Below are 25,323 nucleotides of genomic sequence, written 5' to 3'. Positions count from 1 at the left end.
CATCGTACCAGCGAACGCGGGTTGATCGATTGCAAGGGTTTTAGGCAGCAAGCGCTAGTGCAATATGCCTTGATAGCTATAAATTAAATAGCAATCTGGACAAAGCGACCGTCAATACCGCTTGCCCGTCACCCACAGCGCCAGGCGCATGAGGCCAAAAGCCACGCGGTCCAGCACCCGCTGGCGCAGCGGGCGGCCGGCATAGCGCGCAGGGTCCATGCGGCGGCCCGCGTGCTGCATGGCGTGCACCAGGCGCTGGCGCAGGTCGATGGCGAAGGCGGCGTCTTCCACCACCACGTTGGCCTCGCGCGCCAGCAGCAGGGAGAGCGGGTCGAGGTTGGACGAGCCCACTGTGGCCCAGGGCCGGTCGCCCTGCGCGTCGATGACGGCCACCTTGGCGTGCAGAAAGCTGGGGGCGTACTCGTAGATCTCGACCCCCGCCTCCAGCAGCGCGCCATACACGGGGCGGGCCGCGTGGTATTGCATGAAGTATTCGTACCGCCCCTGCAGCAGCAGCCGCACGCGCACGCCCCGGCGCGCGGCCATCACCAGCGCGCGGCGCAGCTTGCCACCGGGCATGAAGTAGGCGTTGGCGATGATGACCTCGTGCCGCGCCGCGCCGATGGCCTTGCGGTACGCCTTCTCGATGCGGCTGCGGTTGCGCACGTTGTCGCGCAGCACCAGGGTAGCGCGCACGGGTGGCCGGGCGTCGGCTTTGGCGCCCTGCGCGGCATGCCGTGCTGCGCTGGCGGCGCGCAGGGCCTGCAGCGCCTCGGGCAGGCGGCGCTGGCGCGCGTCGCGCACGGCCTGCATGCGCCACCAGAGCTGCTCCATGGTGTCGCTGGCCGATGCCACCAGGCTGCCCGTGGTCCGCACTGCAAAGTCAAAACGGGGGGCCTCCAGCGCGCCGTAGTTGGGGTCGTGATAGTCGTCCAGCACGTTGATGCCGCCGCAAAACAGCACGCGCCCATCCACCACGCACAGCTTGCGGTGCAGGCGCCGCCAGCGGTGCGGCAGCAGCAGCCCCAGCGGCCCCAGCGGCGAATACACGCTGCACAACACCCCTGCGGCCTGGAGCTGCTCGGCCCAGGCCTTGGGCAACGCGCCCGTGCCCACGCCATCGACCACCAGATGGGTGCGCACGCCGCGCGCTGCCGCGCGCATCAGCGCCTGGGCCACCGAGGCACCGGCGCCGGTGAAGTCGAAGATGTAGGTCTCGAACTGGATGTCCGCCATCGCGGCATCCATGGCCTCGATGAGTGCCGGAAACAGCTCTTCGGCGCCCTGCAGCAGGCGCACCTGGTGGTCATCGGCGGGCCCGGTGCCCGGGGCCTGCGCAAAGGGCTTGCGCCTCATCCCGCCACCTCGACACCGCGCGCACCACGGCAAAGCCTCACAGCCCGAACTCCGCGATCAAGGGTAAGTGGTCTGACATGCGCCACCAGATGCGGCCACGCGGCACGTGCAGCGACAGCGGCGTGAGCCCGCGCGCATACACATGGTCCAGCTGCGCCAGGGGCAGGCGCGCGGGGTAGGTGAAGGTGCGCGGCGCATCCCACTCATACAGGCCAAAGCCCGCCAGCATGCGCTTGAGCAACTGCCCCCAGTCATTGAAGTCGCCCGCCACCACCAGCGGCGTGCCGGGCGGCACCTCGCGCTCGATGAAGCTCTGCAGGCGCTCGATCTGGCGGATGCGGCTGCCGGGGATCAGGCCCAGATGCACCACGATCACGTGCACCTTGCGGCCCTGGACGTCCACCTCGACATGCAACAGGCCGCGCTGCTCGAAACGGTGGTCCGAGATGTCTTCGTGCTGGTGCCCGATCACGGGCCAGCGGGTCAGCAACGCGTTGCCATGTTCGCCGTGTTTGGTGACCGCGTTGGTGCGGTACACCGCCTCGTAGCCTTCGGGCGCCAGGAACTCGGCCTGCGGCAGCTCGGGCCAGCGCTGAAAATACGCCGCCTCACGCCGGTGCAGCTTGCGCACCTCCTGCAGGCAGACGATGTCGGCATCGAGCTGCTCCACCGCCAGGCCCAGGTTATGGATCTCCAGCCGCCGCGCGGGCCCGATGCCTTGCACCCCTTTGTGGATGTTGTAGGTGGCTACCCGCAGGATGTCGTCGTGTTGCATGGTTGAATTGTGTCGCAAGCCGCCCGGGCAAGGGGTTTGCCCGACGACCGCAGGATAGCGCTGCGCCTTACACTGGCACCTCTAACTTCTTGAGCACGCAGGGACGGCCCACACCCAATGGCTACCGAAAGCGGCCCCAATCCCGCCCCACCAACCCAGGCGCTGATCGTGGACAGCAATGCCACGTCGCGCAGCATCCTGGTGGGACAGTTGCGCGAATACGGCGTGACCCGCATCGTGCAGTGCTCGCGTGTGCAAGACGCACGCAGCCGGCTGGAACACACGGTGTTTGACTACGTGTTGTGCGACCAGTTTTTTGGCGAGTCCAACTACTCGGGCCAGACCCTGTTGGACGACCTGCGGCGCGCACAGCTGCTGCCGTTTTCCACCGTGTTCTTCATGGTCACGGCCGAAGCCTCGTACGCAGCGGTGGCTGAGGCTGCCGAGTCGGCCCTGGACGGCTACCTGCTCAAACCCTTCACGCCCAGCGCGCTGTTTGAGCGCCTGAGCCTGGCGCGCCTGCGCAAGATCCACCTCAAGCCCATCTTCGACGCCATCGAGGCCGAGGACTTCGAGCAGGCCGCCGCGCTGTGCGTGGAGCGCTTCGAGGCCCGCAAGCCGTACTGGCTGTATGCCGCGCGCATCGGCTCGGAGCTGCTGCTGCGCCTGGGGCGGCACGACGAGGCACGTACGCTGTTCGAAGCCGTGATCGCCGCGCGCGCCCTGCCCTGGGCGAAGCTGGGCGTGGCGCGTGCACAGATCGAATCGGGCCAGGCTGCCCGCGCCATCACCACCTTGCAGGAGCTGATTGGCGAGGACGCCTCGTTTGCCGACGCCTACGACGTGCTGGGCCGCGCGCAGGTGGAGATGGGCAACTTTGCGCAGGCCATCGAGACCTACCGCACGGCCAGTACCCTCACGCCCGACTCGGTGGTGCGGCTGCAGAAGCTGGGGATGATGTCGTACTACATGGGCGACCGCGCCACCGCCACCAAGGTGCTGGCGCGCGCCACGATGCTGGGCATTGACTCCAAGCTGTTCGACTACCAGTCGCTGGTGCTGCTGACGTTTGCCTATTACGCCGAGAACGACCGCAAGGGCATCGAGCGGTGCATGGCAGACTTTGCCCGCATCCTGGAGCGCCACCCGAGCAGTGCACGCATTCGGCGCTTTGCCGAGGTGGCGCGCGCGCTGCAGCTCATCCAGCAGCGGCAGTTCTCGCAGGCGGTCGAATCGGTGCGTGGCATGGCCCGCGAGATCGCCTCCAGCACCTTCGACTTCGAGGCCGCCTGCAACCTGGGCAGCCTCTTGGCCGTCTTGGCCGTCACGTCCATCGAGTTGCCCGAGGGCGACAGCTGGGTGCTTGCCCTGGGCATGCGCTACGCTAACACGCGCGGCCTGACTGAGCTGCTGGCCAACGCCTGCAACCTGCATGCGCCCTACAGTGACCTGGTGCGCGACTGCCTGCAACGCGTCAACAAGACGGCCGAGGTGGCCATGGCGCAAAGCCTGGGGGGCGACCCCGGCGGTGCCGTGCAGAACCTGCTGGCCGAGGCCGAACGCACTCTCAACTCCAAGCTGCTCGATATGGCCCAGCAAGTGCTGCTGCGCCATGGCGCGCGCATGACCACACCCGAGCCGTTGCAGGAGGCCATCGACGCCTTGCGTACCCGCATCGGCAACACCCCGGCACGGGCCATCCTGGGGCAAGACAGCGAGCGGCATCCGGGTGGCGTGGCGCTGCGGGTACGGGGCGGTGCCGACAACAGCGCACCCGCGCGCCTCCCGCCGCCGCAGGACAGCCAGGCCGATGACCCAGCGCCCGCAGACGATGACGAGGTCGGCGACGACGACCCTGCTGCCGCCCTGCGCATGCGGCCGCCCCATACGCCGTGATGGGCGGGCGCTCCGCCCTCCGTTCGCTCAGAAAGTGTGAATGAACCCGGCGTGACCGAGGGGGTCGCACCTCCGTGCCCCGTCAAGACGCAAAGCGCAGCCATAGCGAGGGACATGGCGGGCATTTGCAACGCCGAGGGGGTTCGTCGGCGCGAGACAAGCGGGCTTGGAGGGCGGACACACCTTCTCCACCCTTCTCGGCCCTTTGAGCCCGCCCACACCGGGCCACCTCACGTACGGCACACAAACCGGGGAAGCAGCAGACACGCTTCGGCATTGGACGCAGAGAAGCACCGGTCGGCCGCCTGCTGCCAGGGCAGCCATTCATAGGCATCGTGCTCGCGCGGGCTCAGCACCACGGGCGTCCCCGGGGGCACGCACAGGCCAAACACGCGCTCGCGGTTGCGCACCACACCGGGTGCATAACGGTGCAGCCACTGAGGCCAGATGTCGTACACGTTCTCCAGCGCCCAGTCGGCCAGCCAGCAACCCGGTGCCTGGGTGTCGATGCCGGTTTCTTCGGCGACCTCGCGCCGCGCTGTTTCTGCAAAAGGTTCGTCCAGCGCATCTTTGCTGCCGGTGACCGATTGCCAATGCCCCTCACCCCCGGTGCGGCGGATCAGCAGCACCTCCAGAGCCGGGGTGTGGATGACCACCAGCACCGACTCCGGGAGCTTGTACGGTCGCTGGGGCGCGGGTGTCATGGCTGGGCGGCGCTTGCGCTCACTGGCCTTCAACCGCCCTTGGGGCGCTGGACTGCCGGGGTAGTGGGCACGGGCGGGGGCAGCTCCTTGGCCTGCAGCGCGCGTGCCTGCACAACCAGCTGGTTGTGTGCATCCAGAAACGCCGCGGCAATGACTTTGCCCTCATTGGTATTGCTCCAGCCCGCACCCGCAGCGCCGCCCAGCTTGCCAAACACCAGGCCACCCAGGCCCAGGTCGGTGGTGCGCGCAGAGCCCGTGGCCGCTGCCACCTGTTCGGTGGTTTCGTTGTCGGACAGCAGCAAGGCCGTCTGCGCTTCCTTGAACTTGACCTGCTCCACCAGCCCGGCCAGGCCTGCAATGTCGCGCAGCACCGGGATCATGGCGATCACACCGGCCAGGCCCCGGCCCGCATCCTGCTCGCTGAACGTGAGGCTGGGCGTGAGCGTGTATTGCGCCTCATAACCCTTGCCCTTGGCCACGGTGGAGTTGTTCTTGCGCAGGACGCCCGCGTCCTTCAGCTCCTGCTCCTGAATGGTCCCCTTCAGGCCAGCCGCCCGGTCTACCACCCGGAAGCACCCACTTTGCTGTGCCAGCAGCTTGACCAACGGCACCGGCGACGCCGGCAGCTGGTAGCCCGAGCCCATGATGTAGCCATTGGGGTTCTCGGCCAGCGCCAGGGTGGCTACCGGCGCATCACAACGCACCAGCTCGCGGGCCGCGTTCTGCGCGCCCTGCGGCCCGGCCGAACCCGTGACCACAGAGCCCCCCTGGCCCAGTTCAGTCTTCTTCTCGCCACAGCCGGCCAGTGCCAGGCAGGCGGCCGTCACCAGCAGCAACACGGGGGAAGTTGTCAACAAACGCATGGGGAAAGCCTCTTTGGGCCCGCGCCCGGCCATCAATGCCTGGCGGGTGGAGCATGAAAAAAGCGGCCCGGGCACAAGGCCCGAGCCGCTTGGTGTGCGATGCATGGCTGCATGCGCGAGGGACGTGGGTGATGCGCCCGGAATCACGCCGCAGTCTTGACCGCGTCGGGGTTGCGCAGGCGGATGTGCAGCTCGCGCAGTTGCTTTTCATCGACCACGGATGGCGCTTGCGTCAACAGACACTGGGCGCGCTGGGTCTTGGGGAAGGCGATCACGTCGCGGATCGATTCGGCACCGGTCATCAGCGTCACGATGCGGTCCAGGCCAAAGGCCAGGCCGCCGTGCGGGGGCGCGCCGTACTGCAGCGCGTCCAGCAGGAAGCCGAACTTCAGCTGGGCTTCTTCGGGCGTGATGTTGAGGGCGTCGAACACCTTCTGCTGCACGTCGGCGCGGTGGATACGGACGGAGCCGCCACCCATTTCCCAGCCGTTGAGCACCATGTCGTAGCCCTTGGAGATGCACTTCTCGGGCGCGGTGACCATCCAGTCTTCGTGGCCGTCCTTGGGGCTGGTGAAGGGGTGGTGCACCGAGTTCCAGCGCTGGTTTTCCTCGTCGTACTCGAACATCGGGAAGTCCACCACCCAGAGCGGGGCCCAGCGGTTCTCGAACAGGCCGTTCTTCTTGCCAAACTCGCTGTGGCCGATCTTGATGCGCAGCGCGCCGATCGCGTCGTTGACGATCTTTTCCTTGTCGGCGCCAAAGAAGATCAGGTCGCCGTCTTGTGCGCCAGTGCGCTCCAGCACGGCTTGCAGGGCGGCGTCGTGGATGTTCTTCACGATGGGCGACTGCAGGCCGTCACGGCCCTTGGCGAGCTCGTTGACGCGGATATAGGCCAGGCCCTTGGCGCCGTAGATCTTGACGAATTCGGTGTAGGCGTCAATCTCGCCGCGGCTGATGCCACCGCCTTCGACCGAGCCACCAGGCACGCGCAAGGCCACCACGCGGCCGTTCTTCATGTTGGCGGCGCCGGAGAACACCTTGAAGTCCACGTCCTTCATCACGTCGGTCAGCTCGGTGAATTCGAGCTTCACGCGCAGGTCGGGCTTGTCGGAGCCATACAGGCGCGCAGCGTCCTGGTAGGTCATGACGGGGAACTCGCCCAGGTCCACGCCCAGCGTGTTCTGGAACACCGTTTTGATCATGCCCTGGAACATGTCGCGGATGTCCTGCTCTTCCATGAACGATGTTTCGATATCGATCTGGGTGAACTCAGGCTGGCGGTCGGCGCGCAGGTCTTCGTCGCGGAAGCACTTGGTGATCTGGTAGTAACGGTCGAAGCCCGCCACCATCAGCAGCTGCTTGAACAGCTGGGGCGACTGGGGCAGCGCGAAGAAATGGCCATCGTGCACACGGCTGGGCACGAGGTAGTCGCGCGCGCCTTCGGGCGTGCTCTTGGTGAGCATGGGGGTTTCGATGTCGATGAAGCCGTTGGCATCGAGGAACTTGCGCACTTCCATGGCCACCTTGTAGCGCAGCATCAGGTTGTTCTGCATGTAGGGGCGGCGCAGGTCCAGCACGCGGTGCGTGAGGCGCGTGGTTTCGGACAGGTTTTCCTCGTCGATCTGGAACGGGGGCGTGACCGAGGGGTTGAGCACGTTCAGCTCGTGGCACAGCACTTCGATCTGGCCGGTCTTGAGCTTGTCGTTGGTGGTGCCAACGGGGCGGGCACGCACCACACCCTTGACCTGCACGCAGAACTCGTTGCGCACGTCTTCGGCGACCTTGAACATCTCGGCGCGGTCGGGGTCGCACACCACCTGCACGTAGCCTTCGCGGTCACGCAGGTCGATGAAGATCACGCCACCATGGTCACGGCGGCGGTTCACCCAGCCCGACAGGGTAACGGTTTGGCCCATCAGGGCTTCGGTCACAAGACCGCAATAGTGGGAACGCATGGCCATGACAAAACTTCCGGCGCCGGGGGGCGCGTTGACGTTGAAAGAGATTGCTTACTTGGGTGGGGGCAGCGTGGGGTCCGCAGGAGCCACAACGCCCATCGAGACGATGTACTTGAGGGCACTGTCCACGCTCATGTCGAGCTCGACACAGTCGCTCTTGCGCACCATCACAAAATACCCACCGGTAGGGTTGGGGGTGGTGGGCACGTACACGCTGACGAACTCGTCGCGCAGGTACGCAGCCACTTCACCATTGGGGGCACCCGTGACGAACGCCACGGTCCATACCCCTTCGCGGGGCCACTGCACGAGCACGGCCTTGCGAAAGGCATTGCCGCTTTCGGAAAACAGCGTGTCCGACACCTGCTTGACGCTGGAGTAGATCGAGCGCACCACCGGGATGCGGTGCACCAGTGCATCACCCCACTGCACGAGCTTGCGGCCCGCGAAGTTGCTGGCAATGGCGCCCACCACCAGCAAGATGGCCAGTGTCAGCACCACGCCAAAGCCCGGGACATGCACCCCGAGCAGCTTGTCGGGTTGCCACGCGCCAGGCAGGATCTGCAGGGTCTGGTCGAGCGTGCTCACAATCCAGTTGAGCACCCAGGCGGTGATGACACCGGGCACGATGACCAGGAGGCCTGTCAACAGCCATTTGCGCAAGGCAGCCATGCAGATCCTCAGCTCGAAGACGAAGAAGTGCCGCTGGCGCCGGTGGCGCTAGTGCTGCTTGTGCTGGCCGCTTCTTTTTTAGGAGCATCACCGCCACTGGCCGGTGCTGCCGACTCGGTCTTGGACTCCGACTTGGCCTCGGTGGCCGGGGCCGAGTTACCCCCGTTGCCTCCGCGGAAATCGGTCACATACCAGCCCGAGCCCTTGAGCTGGAAACCTGCGGCCGTGACCTGCTTGGAGAAGGCCTCGGCGCCGCAAGCGGGGCACACCGTCAGCGGTGCGTCGGAGATTTTTTGCAGCACATCCTTGGCATGGCCACAGGAGCCGCATTTGTAGGCGTAAATAGGCATGTCAGTGTGTTGAGGGAAAGTGGGAGGGTAGGGACAGCCCATTACTGGACCATCCCCCCCTAAGAACCGTGCGTGCGACTTTCACCGCACACGGCTCAAGCACAACTTAGTCCAGCAATAAGCAAAACACGCGATTTTACTCTACGCGCCTTTCTTATCTTGGACCCTAAGCCTTGTTGAGGCCGGCTTCGCGACCGGCAACCCAAGGGCATGCAGCCTCTGATGGCACACCGGGTGCAGGAGCACCCGGTTAGACATAGCGTCCGACCCGCCATTCACCTTGTAAACAATGTGATGATCGTGCCAGCCGCCCTCATGATCGAGCAGTTCCGTGCAGAGTGCACAGCGCCCGTCCTGGGAGATATACAGCATTGACGCTTCGTAACGATGGCGCAGGCTCTTTGCCGTGCGTTTCGTCCGCAACATCTCTCCATACTCCTCCCAGACAGGATCAAAGGGGTTGTAGTCTCCTTTGATCTTTTCATGCCTTTCAATCACTGTGTCGCTTAATCGCGCCAACCGTTTCATGATCGGTTCGTCTTCTGTACCTACTTTGGTTGCGAACTCTGTCCTTTCACCAATGACCTTCCAGTAACGTTGGGTGCACCAGCTTGGGGACTTCTTCGGATGTCGCCTCCTCGCCCAGCGGACAAGCCGCCAGTAGATGAGGTAGTCCATCCGACTGAACGTCTCTTTCGCGACCACCGGTTGGTGATACCTAGCCCAGCCCCGAAGGATTGGGTTCAGTTGCGCAATGAGATTCTCCTGTTTCGTCGATAGATGCGTCCGTACGATTTCCGATACCTTTCGGTAAAACGCTTTCACGTTTTTCTTGCTAGGCTTGATTAGCAACTTTCCACGGTATTTGCGGAAGTTCCATCCAAGGAAATCGAAGCCTCGGTCAATGTGCGTGACGCAGGTCTTTTCCAGCGATAGTCGCAATCCTCGTTTTGCAAGGAAGGCTTCTACCCATGGTCGGACTTCAATCTCTAACAGCTCTCGTGAGCTCCCAGTGATGACGAAGTCGTCCGCGAAGCGGACCACATTTACTTTGGCTCTGCGGACTTTCACAACACCCAGCCGCGCCTTTAAGTGCGCGGCGAGTCCCGTTTCCAACCCGTTCAGAACGCAGTTCGCCAGGGCTGGCGAAATGACACCACCTTGCGGTGTTCCCTCATCAGTCGGCGAGAAGCGGCCTTGATGGACCACTCCGGCTTTCAACCATTTCCGTAGCACTTCCCTGTTTGTGAGAACACGGTCGAGCATCCAGTCATGGTTGATATGGTCGAAGAACCCCTGAATGTCGGCTTCCAGTACCCATTCGGCCGAGGCCTTCTGAGACAAGGAAACGAACAACTGGCTCATGGCATCGTGCGTTGAGCGCCCAGTCCGAAAGCCGTAGCTGTTCGGGTCGCTGGTGCTCTCTGACACTGGTTCCAATGCCAGTAAGAACAACGCCTGCATGGCCCTGTCAAACATGGTCGGAATGCCAAGCGGCCTTTCCTTCCCGTTTGCTTTGGGAATGTAGACCCGCCGCAAGGGCTGCGGTTTGTACCCTCGAAGATTCTTCAACCGACCGATCGCCGCCCATTTGGAGGCAGGCGAATCCCAAAGTTCGCGATCGACGCCACTCGTTCGTTTGCCTTGGTTTTCGGTCACTCTTCTCACGGCCAGCGCTCTGGCCGAGAACGAGTGAGTTAGGGACCTTTGCAGCGCTTTCACGCGGCGCCAGTCTTTTTCTTGCGTAGCCTTCGCTAGACGGGTCTGCGTCGTCCGCACGTTCCGCGCCACTAGACCCCAATCGATGGAGTGCCAGTCTTGCGGTTCGCGTGAGGACGCAGACTCGTCGCGCGAAGCGACGTGTTTTCTCATGCTTTCCTCCAGGTTGAACCCCTGGAGACGCACACCTCCCCCGAAGGGGAATTGCATCCCTTCGGGGTCAGTTTGAACTTAGTCAGTCGTGTAACGACGATTGCACCACGCGGAAGTCAGCACGCTTTCGCGTCAGGGCACGGGCCCCTATGCCACCCATTACAGGTAACCATTCGCTTTCTCCGCTATCCCATACCCCCTCATCCAACAGGTCGTCTCGCGACTTCCCTGCCCTTGCGCAGAGCGCTTGGGCGGACAGTGGGGCTTACCACGTTCCCTGTCTTGCCGACGAATGACAACTTGCGTTGTTTACGTCTATCCGTTTAGGGCTCATCTCTCCAGGGGCTGCATGTGTGACGACGAACACCTAGTTTTGACAGGTGATGCCAGCAGCGCACCGTTTGGTTACGGCCTATCAGCAGATTTGGCCGCTCAATTGTTACCCTGGTTCAAACGATGATTCACTTATGTTGCCCATGCGGAACTAGCCTAGCGTCCTATATCACCTCTGCTGGCGATGGTCCTGACGCCCCCCTCGCAGGGGACTCCAGCCGTGTTACGGGGACGCATTGTCGAGCGGGCTTCACACGGAGACGTTACCGTCCCCGCATGCCACTCTAGGCTACTCATGGTCGTACAAGAGGTCACAGCACTTCGGACGAAGGTGTGACAAGGCAAAACAGAGCAGAGCACTCTGAGAGTCAGAGATGCGCAGCGCAATTTACAAGGTGACCAATCCGTGGACGGATTTGGTCATCCCATTGGCGAGTTCCGCTTGTGGCGGACTCGTCGGCAAGTTGCGCGAGCGCCACAGACGGCATCACTGCCGCGATGAAAGCAGGTTTAACCCTGCATTGCAGTCGGTTTTACCCGCTGCAATTATCAAAACCGCAACTAGGTTGCGGTCTGTAGAGGACCGTTTTACCGGCTCTCAATCTCTAAATAAAAGCACCGTAAGTGCTTGATTTAATTGCTAATTATTTAGTGAGGCTAGCTACCTCTCTCAGAGCAACACGTTACGTGTCGCACCAAAACCCTCAATTATAGGCGGCATGCCCATAACCACTGGTCTATTCCACACCGACCATCTTGTGGTGAGTGGCGTGGCTGTTGCGGATGGCCTGTGGCCCGAGAGAGCCGATCAGCATGCCCGCCAGCGCAGCGAGCAAACCTGCCAACTGCGCCGGGAAGGTTGCCCCTGCCGGTGTGGCCAGGAACAACAGCCAGGTCACGAGGCCCAGCACGATGGCAAAGATCGCGCCCTGCGTGGTGGCGCGCTTCCAGTACAGGCCGAACACCAGCGGAACAAACGCACCCACCAGCGGCACCTGGTAGGCGCCCGACACCAGCTCATAGATCGACGTGCCCTGCATGTAGATGGCATAAGCCAGCACACAGGCGCTGAACACCAGCGTGGTGATGCGCATCGTGCGCAGGTGCTGCTTGTCCGAGCTGTGCGGGCGGAACTGGCGCCAGATGTTCTCGGTGAAAGTGACGCTCGGCGCCAGCAGGGTGGCCGAGGCCGTGGATTTGAGCGCCGACAGCAGGGCCCCGAAGAACAGCACCTGCATCACGAAAGGCATCTTCTCCAGCACCAGCGTGGGCAGCACCTTTTGCGGGTCGTCCTTGAGCAGCGCAGCCGTTTCGGTCGGCATGATGATGAGTGCGCTGGCCACCAGGAACATGGGGACAAAGGCGAACAGGATGTAGCAGATGCCGCCGATCACAGGGCCTCGCGTGGCCGCCTGAATGTTGTTGGCCGACATCACGCGCTGAAAGACGTCCTGTTGGGGGATGGAGCCGAACATCATGGTCACGCCCGCCGCGATGAAGAACATCACGTCATGGAACTTCGGTTCAGGCAGGAACCGGAACAGCTCACGGCTGGACGCGAACTCGATCACCTTGTCGGCCCCGCCGGCCATGTTGCCCGCAAACACGGCAATGATGGCCAGGCCCACCACCAGGATGATCATCTGGATGAAGTCGGTGACCGCCACCGACCACATGCCGCCGAACAGCGTGTAGGCCAGGATGGAGACCACGCCAATCGTCATGCCCACCGGAATGCTGATGGCGCCGCCAGACAACAGGTTGAACACCAGCCCCAGCGCCGTGACCTGGGCCGAAACCCAGCCCAGATAGCTCAGCATGATGATCAGCGAGCAGACGACTTCCACCGCACGGCCGTAGCGCTCGCGGTAGTAGTCGCTGATGGTGAGCAGCGTCATGCGGTACAGCTTGCCAGCAAAGAAAAGGCCGACCAGGATCAGGCAGAAGCCCGCGCCGAAGGGGTCTTCCACCACATTGCCCAGGCCACCCTCGATGAACTTGGCGGGAATGCCCAGCACGGTCTCTGACCCGAACCACGTGGCGAACGTGGTGGTGATGATCATGTACAGCGGCAGGTGGCGCCCGGCGATGGCGAAGTCCGCAGCGTTCTTGACGCGCCGGGCTGCCAACAGGCCGATGCCGATCGTGATCAGCAGGTAAACGATAACCAGGGTCAGCAGCACAGCGCGCTCCTCTCTCTTTTTGTCTCGGTCGGTCGATGGTGAAGAAATCCGACGACAGCACCGGCCCCCTGCCCGGGGGCCCCGCACATGCAGATCGTCAGAAAAGCCGGATTCTGATCAGCAGTTGGATGAGCAGCAAGCCCAGCACAAACCCCACCCCAGCAAAAATGATGCCTTGCAGCAGCCGGTTGGTGCGGTTTTGGGCTTCCAGCAGCTCGCGGATCGCCGACTGGTGGTCCGCCGGGCGCTGGCGCAGCGCGTCGTAGACCAGCCGTGGCAGCTCGGGCAGCAGCTTGGCATAGTGCGGCGCCTCCGCCCGCAGTTCGCGCCACAGGCGCTGGGGGCCCATCTGCTCGAGCATCCACTTTTCGAGGAAAGGCTTGGCCGTGCTCCAGAGATCGAGTTCGGGGTCGAGCTGGCGGCCCAGGCCTTCGATGTTGAGCAGGGTTTTTTGCAGCAGCACCAGCTGGGGCTGGATTTCGACCTGAAAACGGCGTGAGGTCTGGAACAGGCGCATCAGCACCATGCCGAGCGAGATTTCCTTGAGCGGCCGGTCGAAATACGGTTCGCACACGGCGCGAATGGCCGATTCGAGGTCGTTGACCCGCGTCCCCGGGGGCACCCAGCCACTTTCGATGTGCAGCTCCGCCACCCGCTTGTAGTCCCGGCGGAAAAAACGCCACGAAGTTCTGCGCCAGGTATTCCTTGTCCACTTCGGTCAACGTGCCGACGATGCCGAAGTCCAGCGAGATATAGCGGCCGAACGTGGCTGGCTCCAGACTCACCTGGATGTTGCCCGGGTGCATGTCAGCGTGGAAAAAGCCGTCGCGAAACACCTGGGTGAAGAAGATGGTGACGCCGTCGCGCGCCAGCTTGGGGATGTCCACCCCGGCATCACGCAGGCGCTCGACCTGGCTGATGGGAACGCCCTTCATGCGCTGCATCACCATGACCTCGGGGTGGCAGAAGTCCCAGAAGATCTCGGGAATCAGCACCAGGTCCAGCCCGGTCATGTTGCGCCGCAGCTGCGCGGCGTTGGCCGCCTCGCGCACCAGATCCAGCTCGTCGTGCAGGTAGTTGTCGAACTCGGCGACCACCTCACGCGGCTTGAGGCGCTTGCCATCGGCCGACAGGCTCTCGACCCAGCCCGCCATCATGCGCATGAGGCTCAGGTCCTTTTCGATCACGGGCAGCATGCCCGGACGCAGCACCTTGACCGCTACCTCGCGCTCGATGCCCTGGCGATCACGCAACGTGGCGAAATGGACCTGGGCAATGGACGCACTGGCCACCGGGATACGGTCGAAGGTGGTGAACACCTCGTCCACGGGGCGGCGAAAAGCGCGCTCGATGGTGGCAATCGCAATGTCGGGGTCGAACGGCGGCACCCGATCCTGCAGGCGGGCCAGTTCGTCGGCCATGTCGGGCGGTAGCAGGTCGCGCCGGGTGGACAGCACCTGGCCAAACTTGACGAAGATGGGCCCCAGGCTCTCCAGCGCCTCGCGCAGGCGCTGTCCACGCGGCGCATCCAGGTTGCGCCCGATGGACAGGATGCGCGAGATCATGCGCAGCCAGGGCTTTTGAAAGCTGTCTAGCAGCAAGCCGTCCAGGCCGAACCGGAACACCACCCACAGGATGGCAGCCCCCCGCAAGAAGCGCTTCATGCGTCAGCCCGGTCGGAACCACCCGAGGGCGACAGCGGCGCAGCCGTCGGAGTGCCAGGAGCCACCGGCGCCACCGTAGCCATCGGCGCGACCGCCGATGAGGGCGACTGGCCGGCTGCGGCCATGCGCGAACCCACAAACTGGCGCAGCGCCTGTGCAGCGCGGCTGGCAAACTGCGCCAGCGTGTGCGCGGGGGCATCACCGATCACGCGGGCCAGGTCCTCTTCCACGTCCCAGCGCACATGGTCCACCAGCCAGTTGATCTCTGCGGCCAGTTGCACATCGCCCTCGATGCGGATGGTCGGCTTGTCGCCCCGCAGCGCGGCCTGGGCCAGGGTGAAGGGAGAGCTGTCGGTCACTTCCAGCCGCAGATCCGGCACGGCAGATTCGGGCGCCAGGTTGAACAGGCCTGCCGGGGTGATGACCAGCGACAGGGAGTAAACCCGCCACTGCACGCGAGCGACGCGGCCTTTTTGGCGCACCAGCCGGTCGGTGGCCTCTTTTTCCTGCATCAGCACATGGTTGAGAAACAGCACCAGACGCTGCTGCACTTCATGCACCAGCCATTGCGGGGGCTGTGGACCGGCGGCCAGCCGCTCGAAGAGGCCGTCCAGAAAAGGAAAAGGGGACTGTGGTGTTGCCATAGTCCCCGATTATTCCCTGAACTGGAATGCCCCTGGCGCACAGGAGCGCCCTGGGCTGCGATTACTGCAGTGCCTGCACGCCTGCCACCAGCCAGCCGGTGTTGCCCGCCTTGGGCTTGGTCATGTTCCAGACCTCGCGGAAGGGGCTGGGCCCGGCCGAGGGTTCTTCACGGATCATGCCCGAGAACTCGACGCTGGCCATGTAGCCGTCGCCCAGGTCTTCGATGCCCAGCAGCTGCGCCTCGATCATGACCACGTCGGTGTGGTTGGGCTGGGTGCCGCGGTGGTCTTCACGCTCGGTCAGCTGGGTGCGGATCTCGTCGAGCATGTTGTCCGTCATCATGGACCGCAGGGTGGCGATGTCCGAGCGGTCCCACGCACCCTGCAAGGTCACGAAGTTGCGCTTGGCCGCCGACAGGAAACCCTCGGTGTCGAAATCGGCAGGCACGCCCCAGTTTTGCGAGCCCGACAGGCCCGACCCGATCACCACGCCCGAACCCACGCCTGCCTGGCCGGCACGCGATGCGTCAAATGCCATGCTGCTGCGCTCCCAGGGGCGGGCAGAAGCGTCGTTGCCCACATTGTTGGGGCTGTACTGCCGCGGCACCTGGGCGGCGGCGGGCGTTGCGGCCCCTGCGCCCTGGAACGCGAACGGAGCGCCACCGGCAGCGGTCCCCGCACCGTTGCTGCCTCCCCCATTGCGGGACCGCATCACCATCTTGAAGATGGCAAACGCGGCAAAGGCCAGCAACGCAATCATCAGGATGTTGCCAAAGCCTGCACCCAGGCCCAGCGAATGCGCCAGCCAGGCCAGGCCCAGGCCAGCCGCCAGGCCGCCCAGCATGGCGCCCCAGGGCTTCTTGGCCGGTGCGGCCGGTGCCGTCGCCGGCGTGGCGGTGGCAGGCTTGGCAGCGGCGGCCGTATTGGTCGCGCTCTGCGCCGGTGCCCCGGGCGTGGCGGGCGGCGTGGCCGACTCGCGCTGCGTCACGTTGCTGGACTGCTTGCCCACCGATTTGCCACCACCCAGTCGCCGCGCGGCGTCGGCATCGGCGTGCGCAAACGCCAGCATCGCGACCAACACCACAGACCACAGTTTCATCATGACTTCTCCGTCTCCGTTATCCGCCGAGCAAACCGCTCAGCACTTGATTCCAACATGAAGAGCCACAATGCCCCCCGTCATGTTGTGATAGTCCACATGCCCAAAACCATTTTTTTGCATGAGGCTTTTGAGTTCTTCCTGCCCCGGGTGCATGCGGATCGACTCCGCCAGGTACCGGTAGCTCGCGTCGTCGCCCGCCACCAGCTTGCCCAACTGGGGCAGCACCTTGAATGAATACCAGTCGTACACCTTGGTCAGCGGCTGCGCCACCTTGGAAAATTCCAGCACCAGCAGCTTGCCGCCGGGCTTGAGCACGCGGCACATCTCGGCAATGGCCTGGTCCTTGTGCGTCATGTTGCGCAGGCCAAAGGCCACGCTCACCACGTCGAAATGCGCGTCGGGGAACGGCAGCTTCTCGGCGTCGCAGACCAGGGTGGGCAACACCACGCCTTCGTTGATGAGCCGGTCGCGGCCCACGCGCAGCATGGCTTCGTTGATATCCGTGTGCACCACGCGGCCCGACGCGCCCACCTTCTTGGAGAACGCCAGCGACAGGTCACCCGTGCCACCCGCGATGTCCAGCACCTGGCTGCCTTCGCGCAGGTTGGCCACCATCACGGTGTAAGCCTTCCAGGCGCGGTGCAAACCCGCCGACATGAGGTCGTTCATCACGTCGTACTTGGAGGCCACGGAATCGAACACGCCACGCACGCGGCGTGCCTTGTCCTGCTCGTCCACCGACTGAAAACCAAAATGCGTGGTGCTCATAAGAATCATGCTAGGCGCGTGAACGCCAGAGGTACAGCGACAACCCCGCGTTGCATTGGGGCATCTGTCGCAATTTGGAGAACGCCATTGAAACAAAACCAGCCGCTGGTGCAAGTAAATATTGCGCCTACAGCTATGTTTTCAATAGCACCTTGGTGTGCAGGGGCTTCGGCGACTTTACGCGCCAGCAGCGTGGCCGAGCTGGCAGGGAGCCTCAGTGGCCACCGCAGGCATGGCCCCCGGCGCCGCCCTTGGCCGCCATGGGCGCATCGCGATCCGCTCCTGCCGCAGCCAGCCGCTCGGTGTACTGGGCCCACAGTGCGTCCTGCTTCTGGCCCAGTTCGTACAGATAGTCCCAGGTGAAGATGCCGCTGTCATGCCCGTCGGAGAACGTGGGCTTGACGGCATAGTTGCCCACCGGCTCCAGATTGACCAGCGTCACGTTGCGCTTGCCCGTCTGCAGCACCTCTTGCCCCGGGCCGTGGCCCTGCACCTCGGCCGACGGCGAGTACACGCGCATCAGCTCAAACGGAATGCGGAACGTGGCGCCATCCGAAAAGCCCACCTCCAGCACGCGCGACTGCTCATGCACCGTGAGGGCTTGCGGCGTGGGCGCACCCGCTTTCAAACCTGCCATGGAATCACCTGTGAGAAAACTGTTGTCAGAAACGACGGCGGCAATTGTCCCACCCGCGTGGGCGCACTCTGCATGCGGGTTACCGGATGGCCCACTGCGCCAGTTGCGATTGCAGGTGCGCCTCCAGCGCTGGCAGCAACGCCTGCACGGCCGCCTCTTGCGCCGCAGGGCTGCGCCGCTGCGCAGCCGCCCACACAGGCGCCGGAAAGTGGCTGTCCCAGTCAAACCGGGCAATCACGTGCCAGTGCAGATGGGGAACCAGGTTGCCCAGCGCCGCAATGTTGACCTTGGTGGGCGACAGGTGCTGGCGCAGCGCCTGCTCCACCACGGTCACGGCTTCCATGCAATGCAGGCGGTCAGCGGCGGCCAGGTCCGACCACTCGGCCACATGCGCATTCCACACCACGCGGTAGAACGCCGGAAAGCCCGCTTCGTTGGCCCGGATCACGCGCAGATGCGCATCGCGCCAGACGAGCGCGCCGCCGTCTTCGGCGCACAAAGGGCACGCCGTCACACGAGAACCCGCTCGATGCCGCCCTGGTTGGCACGCTGCACATATTCGGGCAGCCAGTTCTCGCCCAGGATCTGCTTGGCCATCTCGATGACGATGTAGTCGGCTTCGAGCAAGCCGGTCTGCAGGTCGTCGCCGTAGCGTGTGATGCCCTGCAGGCAGCTGGGGCAGCTGGTCAGGATCTTGATGTTGTCCTGCGCGCCCACGGCGCCGCTGGCGCGCAGCTGGGTCTCGCCCTTGCGGATTTCCTCTTCCTTGCGGAAGCGCACCTGGGTCGACACGTCGGGCCGCGTCACGCCCAGCGTGCCCGATTCGCCGCAGCACCGTTCGCTCTTGAGCACCTTGTCGCCCACGAGAGCGCGCACGGTCTTCATCGAGTCTCCCTGCTTCATCGGGTTGTGGCAGGGCTCGTGGTACAGGTAACCGCCCTGGCCTGCGGGCAGCGTGATGCCTTTTTCGAGCAGGTATTCGTGGATGTCGATGATGCGGCAGCCCGGGAAAATCTTGTCGAATTCGTAGCCCTGCAGCTGGTCGTAGCAGGTGCCGCAGCTCACCACCACGGTCTTGATATCCAGGTAGTTGAGCGTGTTGGCGACGCGGTGGAAGAGCACGCGGTTGTCCGTGATCATCTTCTCGGCCTTGTCGAACTGGCCGCTGCCGCGCTGCGGGTAGCCGCAGCACAGGTAGCCCGGCGGCAGCACCGTCTGCACGCCTGCATGCCACAGCATGGCCTGGGTCGCCAAGCCGACCTGCGAGAACAAGCGCTCCGACCCGCACCCGGGGAAGTAGAACACCGCCTCCGTCTCGGCCGTGGTGGCCTGCGGGTTGCGGATGATGGGCACGTAGTCCTTGTCCTCGATGTCCAGCAACGCGCGCGCGGTTTTCTTGGGCAGACCACCCGGCAGCTTCTTGTTGACGAAGTGGATCACCTGTTCCTTGATCGGCGCCGTGCCCACCGTGGCAGGCGGCTTGGCCGTCTGCTTGCGGGACACCTTGCGCAGCAGGTCCACCGCCATGCGCTGGGCCTTGAAGCCCACGCCCACCATGGCCGTGCGCAGCAGCTTGATGGTGTCGGGGTTGGTGGCGTTGAGCATGGTCATGGCCAGCGCGTTGCCGGGCCGGAAGCTCTTCTTGCCCATCTTGCGCAGCAGGTTGCGCATGTTCATCGTGACATCGCCGAAGTCGATCTTCACCGGGCAAGGGCTCTCGCACTTGTGGCACACCGTGCAGTGGTCTGCCACATCCTCGAACTCCTGCCAGTGCTTGATGCTCACGCCCCGGCGGGTCTGCTCTTCATACAAAAACGCCTCGACCAGCAGCGACGTTGCCAGGATCTTGTTGCGCGGGCTGTACAGCAGGTTGGCGCGCGGCACGTGCGTGGAGCACACGGGCTTGCACTTGCCGCAGCGCAGGCAGTCCTTGACCGAATCGGCAATGGCGCCAATGTCGCTCTGCTGCATGATCAGCGACTCGTGTCCCATCAGGCCGAAGCTCGGCGTGTAGGCGTTGGTCAAGTCGGCATGCAGCGCAGGTTTTGAGGCCAAATCGGCATCAAGCGCCGGTGAAACATGCCCAGATTGCTCCTGATTTCGGAGCAACTTACCCTTATTGAAACGGCCCTCCGGGTCCACCTTGCGCTTGTACTCGGCAAACGGGCGCAGTTCGTCGTCGGTCAGGAACTCCAGCTTGGTGATGCCAATGCCGTGTTCGCCAGAGATCACGCCATTGAGGCTGCGCGCCAGCACCATGATGCGCGCCACGGCCTCGTGGGCGGTCTGCAGCATCTCGTAATCGTCGCTGTTGACGGGGATGTTGGTGTGCACATTGCCGTCGCCGGCGTGCATGTGCAGCGCCACCCACACGCGGCCCTTGAGCACACGCTTGTGAATGGCCACGGCCTCGTCCAGGATGGGCTTGAACGCCGCACCGGTGAAGATGCCTTGCAGCGGCGCGCGCAGCTGGGTCTTCCAGCTGGCACGCAGCGTATGGTCCTGCAATTGCGGGAACAACGTCTCCACATCGTGCAGCCACCCTTGCCACAGGCCGCGCACCTCGTCCACCAGGGCGATGGCTTGGGCCACGCGCTCTTGCAGCAGTTCGGGCGAGGGCACTTCGTCGTCGGCGTCGTGCTTGCCCAGGGGCAGGTTGCCGCGTTCGAAGAACTCGGTCAGCGCATCGCACAGCTTGAGCTTGTTGCGCAGGCTCAGTTCGATGTTGATGCGCTCGATGCCGTCGGTGTACTCGGCCATGCGCGGCAGCGGGATCACCACGTCTTCGTTGATCTTGAAGGCGTTGGTGTGACGGCTGATGGCCGCCGTCTTCTTGCGGTCGGCCCAGAACTTCTTGCGCGCGTCAGCCGTGATGGCCACAAAGCCTTCGCCGCTGCGGGTGTTGGCCAGGCGCACGACCTCGCTGGTCACGCGGGCCACGTCGTCGGCGTTGTCGCCGGCAATGTCGCCAATCAGCACCATCTTGGGCAGGCCGCCATTGCCCTTCTTGCTCTTGGTGGCGTAGCCCACGGCTTTCAGATAGCGGTCGTCCAGGTGCTCCAGCCCGGCCAGCAGCACGCCACTGCGCTTTTGCTCGGCGAACATGAAGTCCTTGATTTCCACAATCGAAGGCACGGCGTCCTTGGCGTTGCCAAAGAACTCCAGGCACACGGTGCGCGTGTGCTCGGGCATCCGGTGCACCACCCAGCGCGCACTGGTGATGAGGCCGTCGCAGCCTTCCTTCTGGATGCCGGGCAGGCCCGCCAGGAACTTGTCCGTCACGTCCTTGCCCAGGCCTTCCTTGCGGAAGGTGCGGCCCGGGATGCTCAGGCGCTCGGTGCGCACGGGCGTCTTGCCGTCGGCCTCGAAGTACTGCAGCTCGAAGGTCGCCACTTCCACATCATGGATCTTGCCCATGTTGTGGTCCAGGCGGGTCACCTCCAGCCATTGGGCGTCGGGCGTGACCATGCGCCAGCTGGCCAGGTTGTCGAGCGCCGTGCCCCACAGCACGGCCTTCTTGCCGCCTGCGTTCATGGCGATATTGCCACCAATGCACGATGCCTCGGCACTGGTCGGGTCCACCGCAAACACAAAACCTGCACGCTCGGCGGCGTCGGCCACGCGCTGGGTGACCACGCCGGCTTCGGTCCACACCGTGCCCACCTCGCGGTCCAGGCCCGGCAGGCGGCGCATTTCCACCTCGGTCATGGCTTCGAGCTTTTCGGTGTTGATGACAACGCTCTTCCAGGTCAGCGGGATCGCGCCGCCGGTGTAGCCGGTGCCGCCCCCACGGGGAACGATGGTCAGGCCCAGTTCGATACAGCCCTTGACCAGGCCCGCCATCTCCACCTCGGTGTCGGGGGTGAGTACCACGAACGGGTACTCCACACGCCAGTCGGTCGCATCGGTCACGTGGGACACGCGCGAAAGGCCGTCAAACTTGATGTTGTCCTTGGCGGTGAGGCGGCCCAGCGTGCGCTGGATCTGGCGGCGCAGCTGCGCGGCCTGCTCGAAGGTGGCGTTGAACTCGGCCACCGCACGGCGCGCGGCGACAACCAGCTCGCCCACGAGGCGGTCGCGGTCGGCGTCGTCGGCGGGGGTGCGGCGCTTCTCAATCTCGGCCAGCCGGTGGTTCAGTGCATCGACCAGCAGCTTGCGGCGGCCCGGGTTGTCCAGCAGGTCGTCCTGCAGATAGGGGTTGCGCTGCACCACCCAGATATCGCCCAGCACCTCATACAGCATGCGGGCGGAGCGGCCGGTACGGCGTTCTTTGCGCAGTTGGTCCAGGACCTCCCAGGAGGCGGAGCCCAGCAGCCGGATCACGATCTCCCGGTCGGAGAACGAGGTGTAGTTATAGGGAATTTCTCGCAGTCGGGCAGGCTCGGCGGCCTGCGTCTGCAAGGCCGCCAACGCGATCGGTACATTCATGGGGGTCTACCTGGGGTGGGGGCGCGATTTTAAGCCACCGGCCTGTGCCTTGCCGGGCCAGGGGGCCCCTGCACGCATCTGGCGGAAAGCGCTCGCCGCAGATCGGGGCGGGTGGCCGGGCGCAAAAAGAACGTGCAAGGCCGTGCGCGGCCTTGCAATAGTGTCAGAACAGCACGCGGCTGCGCAGCGTGCCGCTGACCTGCGCCAGCTTGTCCAGCGCCAGGTCCGACGAGGCGGCATCGATGTCGATGACCACGTAGCCGATCTTCTCGTTCGTTTGCAGGTACTGGGCGGAGATATTGATCTGGTTGTCCGAGAAGATGCGGTTGATCTCGGACAGCACCCCTGGCACGTTGCGGTGGATGTGCAGCAAGCGGTGCTTGCCGGGGTGGGCCGGCAGCGCCACCTCGGGGAAGTTGACCGACGAGGTGCTGGTGCCGTTGTCGCTGTACTTCACCAGCTTCTCGGCCACCTCCAGGCCAATGTTGGCCTGCGCCTCCATGGTGGAGCCGCCGATGTGGGGGGTGAGGATCACGTTGTCCAGGCCGCGCAGGGGCGACTGGAACTCATCCTTGTTGGTACGTGGCTCGACCGGGAACACGTCGATGGCAGCGCCCAGCAGCTTCTTGGCCTTGAGCGCGCCCGCCAGCGCTTCAATATCCACCACCGTGCCCCGCGCAGCGTTGATAAGGATGCCGCCCGGCTTCATGGCCGCGATTTCGGCGGCACCGATCATGCCTTCGGTGGACGGCAGCTCGGGCACATGCAGGCTCACGATGTCGCTCTGGCCCAGCAGGTCGTGCAGGTGCTGCACCTGCCGCGCATTGCCCAGGGGCAGCTTGTTGACCACATCAAAGAACGCCACGTGCATGCCCATGGCCTCGGCCAGCACCGACAACTGTGTGCCGATGGAGCCATAGCCGACGATGCCCAGGGTCTTGCCCCGGATCTCGTACGCGTTGTCGGCCGACTTGAGCCAGCCTCCCCGGTGCGCCACCGCGTTCTTCTCGGGCACGCCGCGCAGCAGCAGGATGGCTTCGGCCAGAACCAGCTCAGCCACCGAGCGGGTGTTGGAGTACGGCGCATTGAACACTGCAATGCCCCGCTCGCGCGCCGCATTCAGGTCCACCTGGTTGGTGCCAATACAAAAGCAGCCCACGGCCACCAGCTTGTGAGCCTGGGCAAACACTTCCTCAGTGAGCTGGGTGCGCGAGCGAATGCCCACAAAGTGCACATCAGCGATCTTGCGCTTGAGCTCTTCATCGGGCAGCGCGCCGGACACGGTCTCGATCTGGGTATAGCCCGCCGCACGGATCACGTCCACCGCAGAAGAATGGATGCCTTCGAGCAGCAGAAACTTGATTTTGTTCTTGTCCAGCGAGTTGGTAGCCATGGCGATGAGGATGAAGAAGGGATGGAAGAAGGAAGCGGCGCGCGACGGCGCGAACGAAACGGTGCTGCACCGATGTGCGAACAGCCCCCAGCATGGTGCATTGCACAAAACCTTGCAAGCCTCGGCAAATGCACCACACATTGTCACAAAAAGGTCACAATCGCTCCCCTCACGGGTACCCCAAGGGGTTTCCCCGGTTGTTGCAGGGCGCGGGCTCATGCGACAACGACATATCAATGTCACAGAGGCTGCATAGCATCCGGCCCTTGTGCTTTTCGTCATCCTCGGAGGAAATATTCATGAAAACGAAGCTTCTGGCGGTCTGCGCTGCTGTTGCCATGTCGGTCTGCGCACCTGCGCAAGCACAGGCACCCATTGAGATCCAATGGTGGCACTCGATGAGTGCAGCGCTGGGCGACTGGGTCAACGACCTGGCCAAGCAATACAACGCCAGCCAGACCCAGTACAAGATCGTGCCCACCTACAAGGGCCAGTATGACGAATCGATGACCGGTGCCATCGCCGCCTTCCGCGCCGGCAATGCCCCCCACATCCTGCAAGTGTTCGAGGTAGGCACCGCCACCATGATGGCCAGCAAGGGCGCCATCGTGCCTGCGGCCAAGGTGCTGAACGACGCCGGCTTCAAGTTCGACCCCACGCAGTACGTCTCTGCCGTGGCCGGTTACTACACCGCCCCCAACGGCCAGATGCTGAGCTACCCGCTCAACAGTTCCACCACCATCTTCTATTACAACAAGGACGCCTTCAAGAAGGCCGGCCTGGACGCCGACAAGCCGCCCAAGACCTGGCCCGAAGTGTTCGCTGCCGCCTCCAAGCTCAAGGCCAGCGGCCATAGTTGCCCGTTCACCACCAGTTGGGTGAGCTGGACGCAGCTGGAAAGCTTCTCGCTGTGGCACAACACCCTGTTCGCTTCCAAGAACAACGGCTTTGACGGCAACGACGCCCAGCTGCAGATCAACACCCCGCTGCACGTGCGCCACTTCGAGAACCTGGCCAAGGCCTCCAAGGAAGGCAGCTTCGTCTACAAGGGCCGCAACAACACGGCCGATGCGTCCTTCCCCTCGGGTGAGTGCGCCATGATCACCGGCTCGTCGGGTCTGTATGCCCGCGTGGCCAAGGAAGCCAAGTTTGCCTACGGCATCTCCACCCTGCCCTACTACCCCGATGTGAAGGGCGCCCCACAGAACACCGCCATCGGCGGTGCCAGCCTGTGGGTGATGGCCGGCAAGAAGACGGAGGAATACAAGGGCGTGGCCAGCTTCCTGAACTTCCTGAACGACACCAAGGTGCAGGCCGCCAGCCACCAGCGCACCGGCTATCTGCCAGTGACCATGGGCGCGTACAAGCTGACCGAAGCATCGGGCTTCTATGACAAGAACCCCGGCACCGACGTGGCCGTGACGCAGATGATCCGCAAGGCCACCGACAAGTCGCGCGGTATCCGCCTGGGCAACTTCGTGCAGATCCGCACGATCATCGACGAGGAAACCGAACAGATCTGGTCGGGCAAGAAGTCGCCCAAGGAAGCCCTGGACACCGCTGTGACCCGTGGCAACGAACAACTGGCCCGCTTCGCACGCGCCAACAAGTAAGTACGGTCCCACCATCTGTCGATGCCGCCCGCCACCTGGCGGGTTGCATCGAAAGCCCGCCGCCCCGTCAACCATCTTGGTTCACGGGGCGGTGGGGTTTTCTTTTTGAGAG

Annotated in this window: 18 protein-coding genes and 1 pseudogene; 2 read left to right on the top strand and 17 right to left on the bottom strand. The window is 64.0% G+C overall.

Annotated elements, in window-relative coordinates:
* Positions 1-111: 111 nt before the first annotated feature.
* Both clsB and C8C99_RS19835 read right to left on the bottom strand, forming a co-directional pair.
* A complete protein-coding gene (gene clsB, locus C8C99_RS19840; RefSeq protein ID WP_108626645.1) occupies positions 112-1,356 on the bottom strand; it encodes a cardiolipin synthase ClsB in 1,245 nt (414 codons plus the stop codon).
* Positions 1,357-1,393: 37 nt separating this feature from the next.
* On the bottom strand, positions 1,394-2,131 hold the full coding sequence (locus C8C99_RS19835) for an endonuclease/exonuclease/phosphatase family protein (RefSeq protein ID WP_056641212.1): 738 nt from the start codon (positions 2,129-2,131) through the stop codon (positions 1,394-1,396).
* A gap of 117 nt (positions 2,132-2,248) precedes the next feature.
* On the opposite strand from C8C99_RS19835, the gene C8C99_RS19830 reads away from it, so the two are divergent.
* Positions 2,249-4,027 (top strand): tetratricopeptide repeat protein, encoded by a 1,779-nt coding sequence (locus tag C8C99_RS19830; RefSeq protein WP_108626644.1) that lies wholly within the window; start codon positions 2,249-2,251, stop codon positions 4,025-4,027.
* A gap of 230 nt (positions 4,028-4,257) precedes the next feature.
* On the opposite strand, the gene nudB is transcribed toward C8C99_RS19830, so the two are convergent.
* The 15 genes and pseudogenes from nudB to serA all read right to left on the bottom strand — a co-directional run bounded on the left by nudB (position 4,258) and on the right by serA (position 23,598).
* Positions 4,258-4,731, bottom strand: a complete 474-nt coding sequence (gene nudB / locus C8C99_RS19825) for a dihydroneopterin triphosphate diphosphatase (protein WP_108626643.1) — start codon at positions 4,729-4,731, stop codon at positions 4,258-4,260.
* Between the two features lie 29 nt (positions 4,732-4,760).
* Positions 4,761-5,594 (bottom strand): CsgG/HfaB family protein, encoded by an 834-nt coding sequence (locus C8C99_RS19820; protein WP_056641774.1) that lies wholly within the window; start codon positions 5,592-5,594, stop codon positions 4,761-4,763.
* Between the two features lie 143 nt (positions 5,595-5,737).
* Positions 5,738-7,555 carry an aspartate--tRNA ligase gene (gene aspS, locus C8C99_RS19815; RefSeq protein WP_056641203.1) on the bottom strand — a complete coding sequence of 606 codons (1,818 nt, stop codon included), beginning with the start codon at positions 7,553-7,555 and terminating at the stop codon, positions 5,738-5,740.
* A gap of 48 nt (positions 7,556-7,603) precedes the next feature.
* Positions 7,604-8,224, bottom strand: a complete 621-nt coding sequence (locus tag C8C99_RS19810; RefSeq protein WP_056641200.1) for a DUF502 domain-containing protein — start codon at positions 8,222-8,224, stop codon at positions 7,604-7,606.
* An 8-nt stretch (positions 8,225-8,232) separates the two neighbouring features.
* A complete protein-coding gene (locus C8C99_RS19805; protein WP_056641197.1) occupies positions 8,233-8,574 on the bottom strand; it encodes an FmdB family zinc ribbon protein in 342 nt (113 codons plus the stop codon).
* 141 nt (positions 8,575-8,715) lie between these two features.
* Positions 8,716-10,446 (bottom strand): group II intron reverse transcriptase/maturase, encoded by a 1,731-nt coding sequence (gene ltrA, locus C8C99_RS19800; protein WP_108627244.1) that lies wholly within the window; start codon positions 10,444-10,446, stop codon positions 8,716-8,718.
* A 1,070-nt stretch (positions 10,447-11,516) separates the two neighbouring features.
* Positions 11,517-12,962: a sodium:solute symporter family protein gene (locus C8C99_RS19795; protein WP_056641195.1), complete on the bottom strand. Its 1,446-nt coding sequence runs from the start codon at positions 12,960-12,962 to the stop codon at positions 11,517-11,519.
* A 97-nt stretch (positions 12,963-13,059) separates the two neighbouring features.
* A pseudogene (gene ubiB / locus C8C99_RS19790) lies at positions 13,060-14,626 on the bottom strand (ubiquinone biosynthesis regulatory protein kinase UbiB).
* Positions 14,623-15,270, bottom strand: a complete 648-nt coding sequence (locus tag C8C99_RS19785) for an SCP2 domain-containing protein (protein ID WP_108626642.1) — start codon at positions 15,268-15,270, stop codon at positions 14,623-14,625. Before C8C99_RS19785 ends, ubiB begins: the two are co-directional and overlap by 4 nt.
* A gap of 61 nt (positions 15,271-15,331) precedes the next feature.
* Positions 15,332-16,372 (bottom strand): Tim44 domain-containing protein, encoded by a 1,041-nt coding sequence (locus C8C99_RS19780; protein ID WP_056641186.1) that lies wholly within the window; start codon positions 16,370-16,372, stop codon positions 15,332-15,334.
* 36 nt (positions 16,373-16,408) lie between these two features.
* On the bottom strand, positions 16,409-17,140 hold the full coding sequence (gene ubiE, locus C8C99_RS19775; RefSeq protein WP_056641183.1) for a bifunctional demethylmenaquinone methyltransferase/2-methoxy-6-polyprenyl-1,4-benzoquinol methylase UbiE: 732 nt from the start codon (positions 17,138-17,140) through the stop codon (positions 16,409-16,411).
* Positions 17,141-17,354: 214 nt separating this feature from the next.
* The gene (locus C8C99_RS19770; protein WP_108626641.1) at positions 17,355-17,777 is read right to left on the bottom strand and encodes a gamma-butyrobetaine hydroxylase-like domain-containing protein; all 423 of its coding nucleotides are present in this window, start codon (positions 17,775-17,777) and stop codon (positions 17,355-17,357) included.
* 79 nt (positions 17,778-17,856) lie between these two features.
* Complete coding sequence (locus C8C99_RS19765; RefSeq protein ID WP_233247270.1) at positions 17,857-18,276, bottom strand: HIT family protein; 420 nt, start codon at positions 18,274-18,276, stop codon at positions 17,857-17,859.
* Between the two features lie 11 nt (positions 18,277-18,287).
* Positions 18,288-22,205, bottom strand: coding sequence for an FAD/FMN-binding oxidoreductase (locus tag C8C99_RS19760; RefSeq protein WP_108626639.1), 3,918 nt, complete (start codon positions 22,203-22,205; stop codon positions 18,288-18,290).
* Between the two features lie 163 nt (positions 22,206-22,368).
* The gene (gene serA, locus C8C99_RS19755; RefSeq protein ID WP_108627243.1) at positions 22,369-23,598 is read right to left on the bottom strand and encodes a phosphoglycerate dehydrogenase; all 1,230 of its coding nucleotides are present in this window, start codon (positions 23,596-23,598) and stop codon (positions 22,369-22,371) included.
* A 299-nt stretch (positions 23,599-23,897) separates the two neighbouring features.
* On the opposite strand from serA, the gene ugpB reads away from it, so the two are divergent.
* Positions 23,898-25,211, top strand: coding sequence for a sn-glycerol-3-phosphate ABC transporter substrate-binding protein UgpB (ugpB, locus tag C8C99_RS19750; protein ID WP_056641173.1), 1,314 nt, complete (start codon positions 23,898-23,900; stop codon positions 25,209-25,211).
* Positions 25,212-25,323: the final 112 nt, after the last annotated feature.

It is taken from the genome of Acidovorax sp. 107, from assembly GCF_003058055.1.
GTDB lineage: Bacteria > Pseudomonadota > Gammaproteobacteria > Burkholderiales > Burkholderiaceae_C > Acidovorax.
Note: the sequence above shows the minus strand (reverse complement) of the source record. Positions and strands in the feature narration are given on the sequence as shown.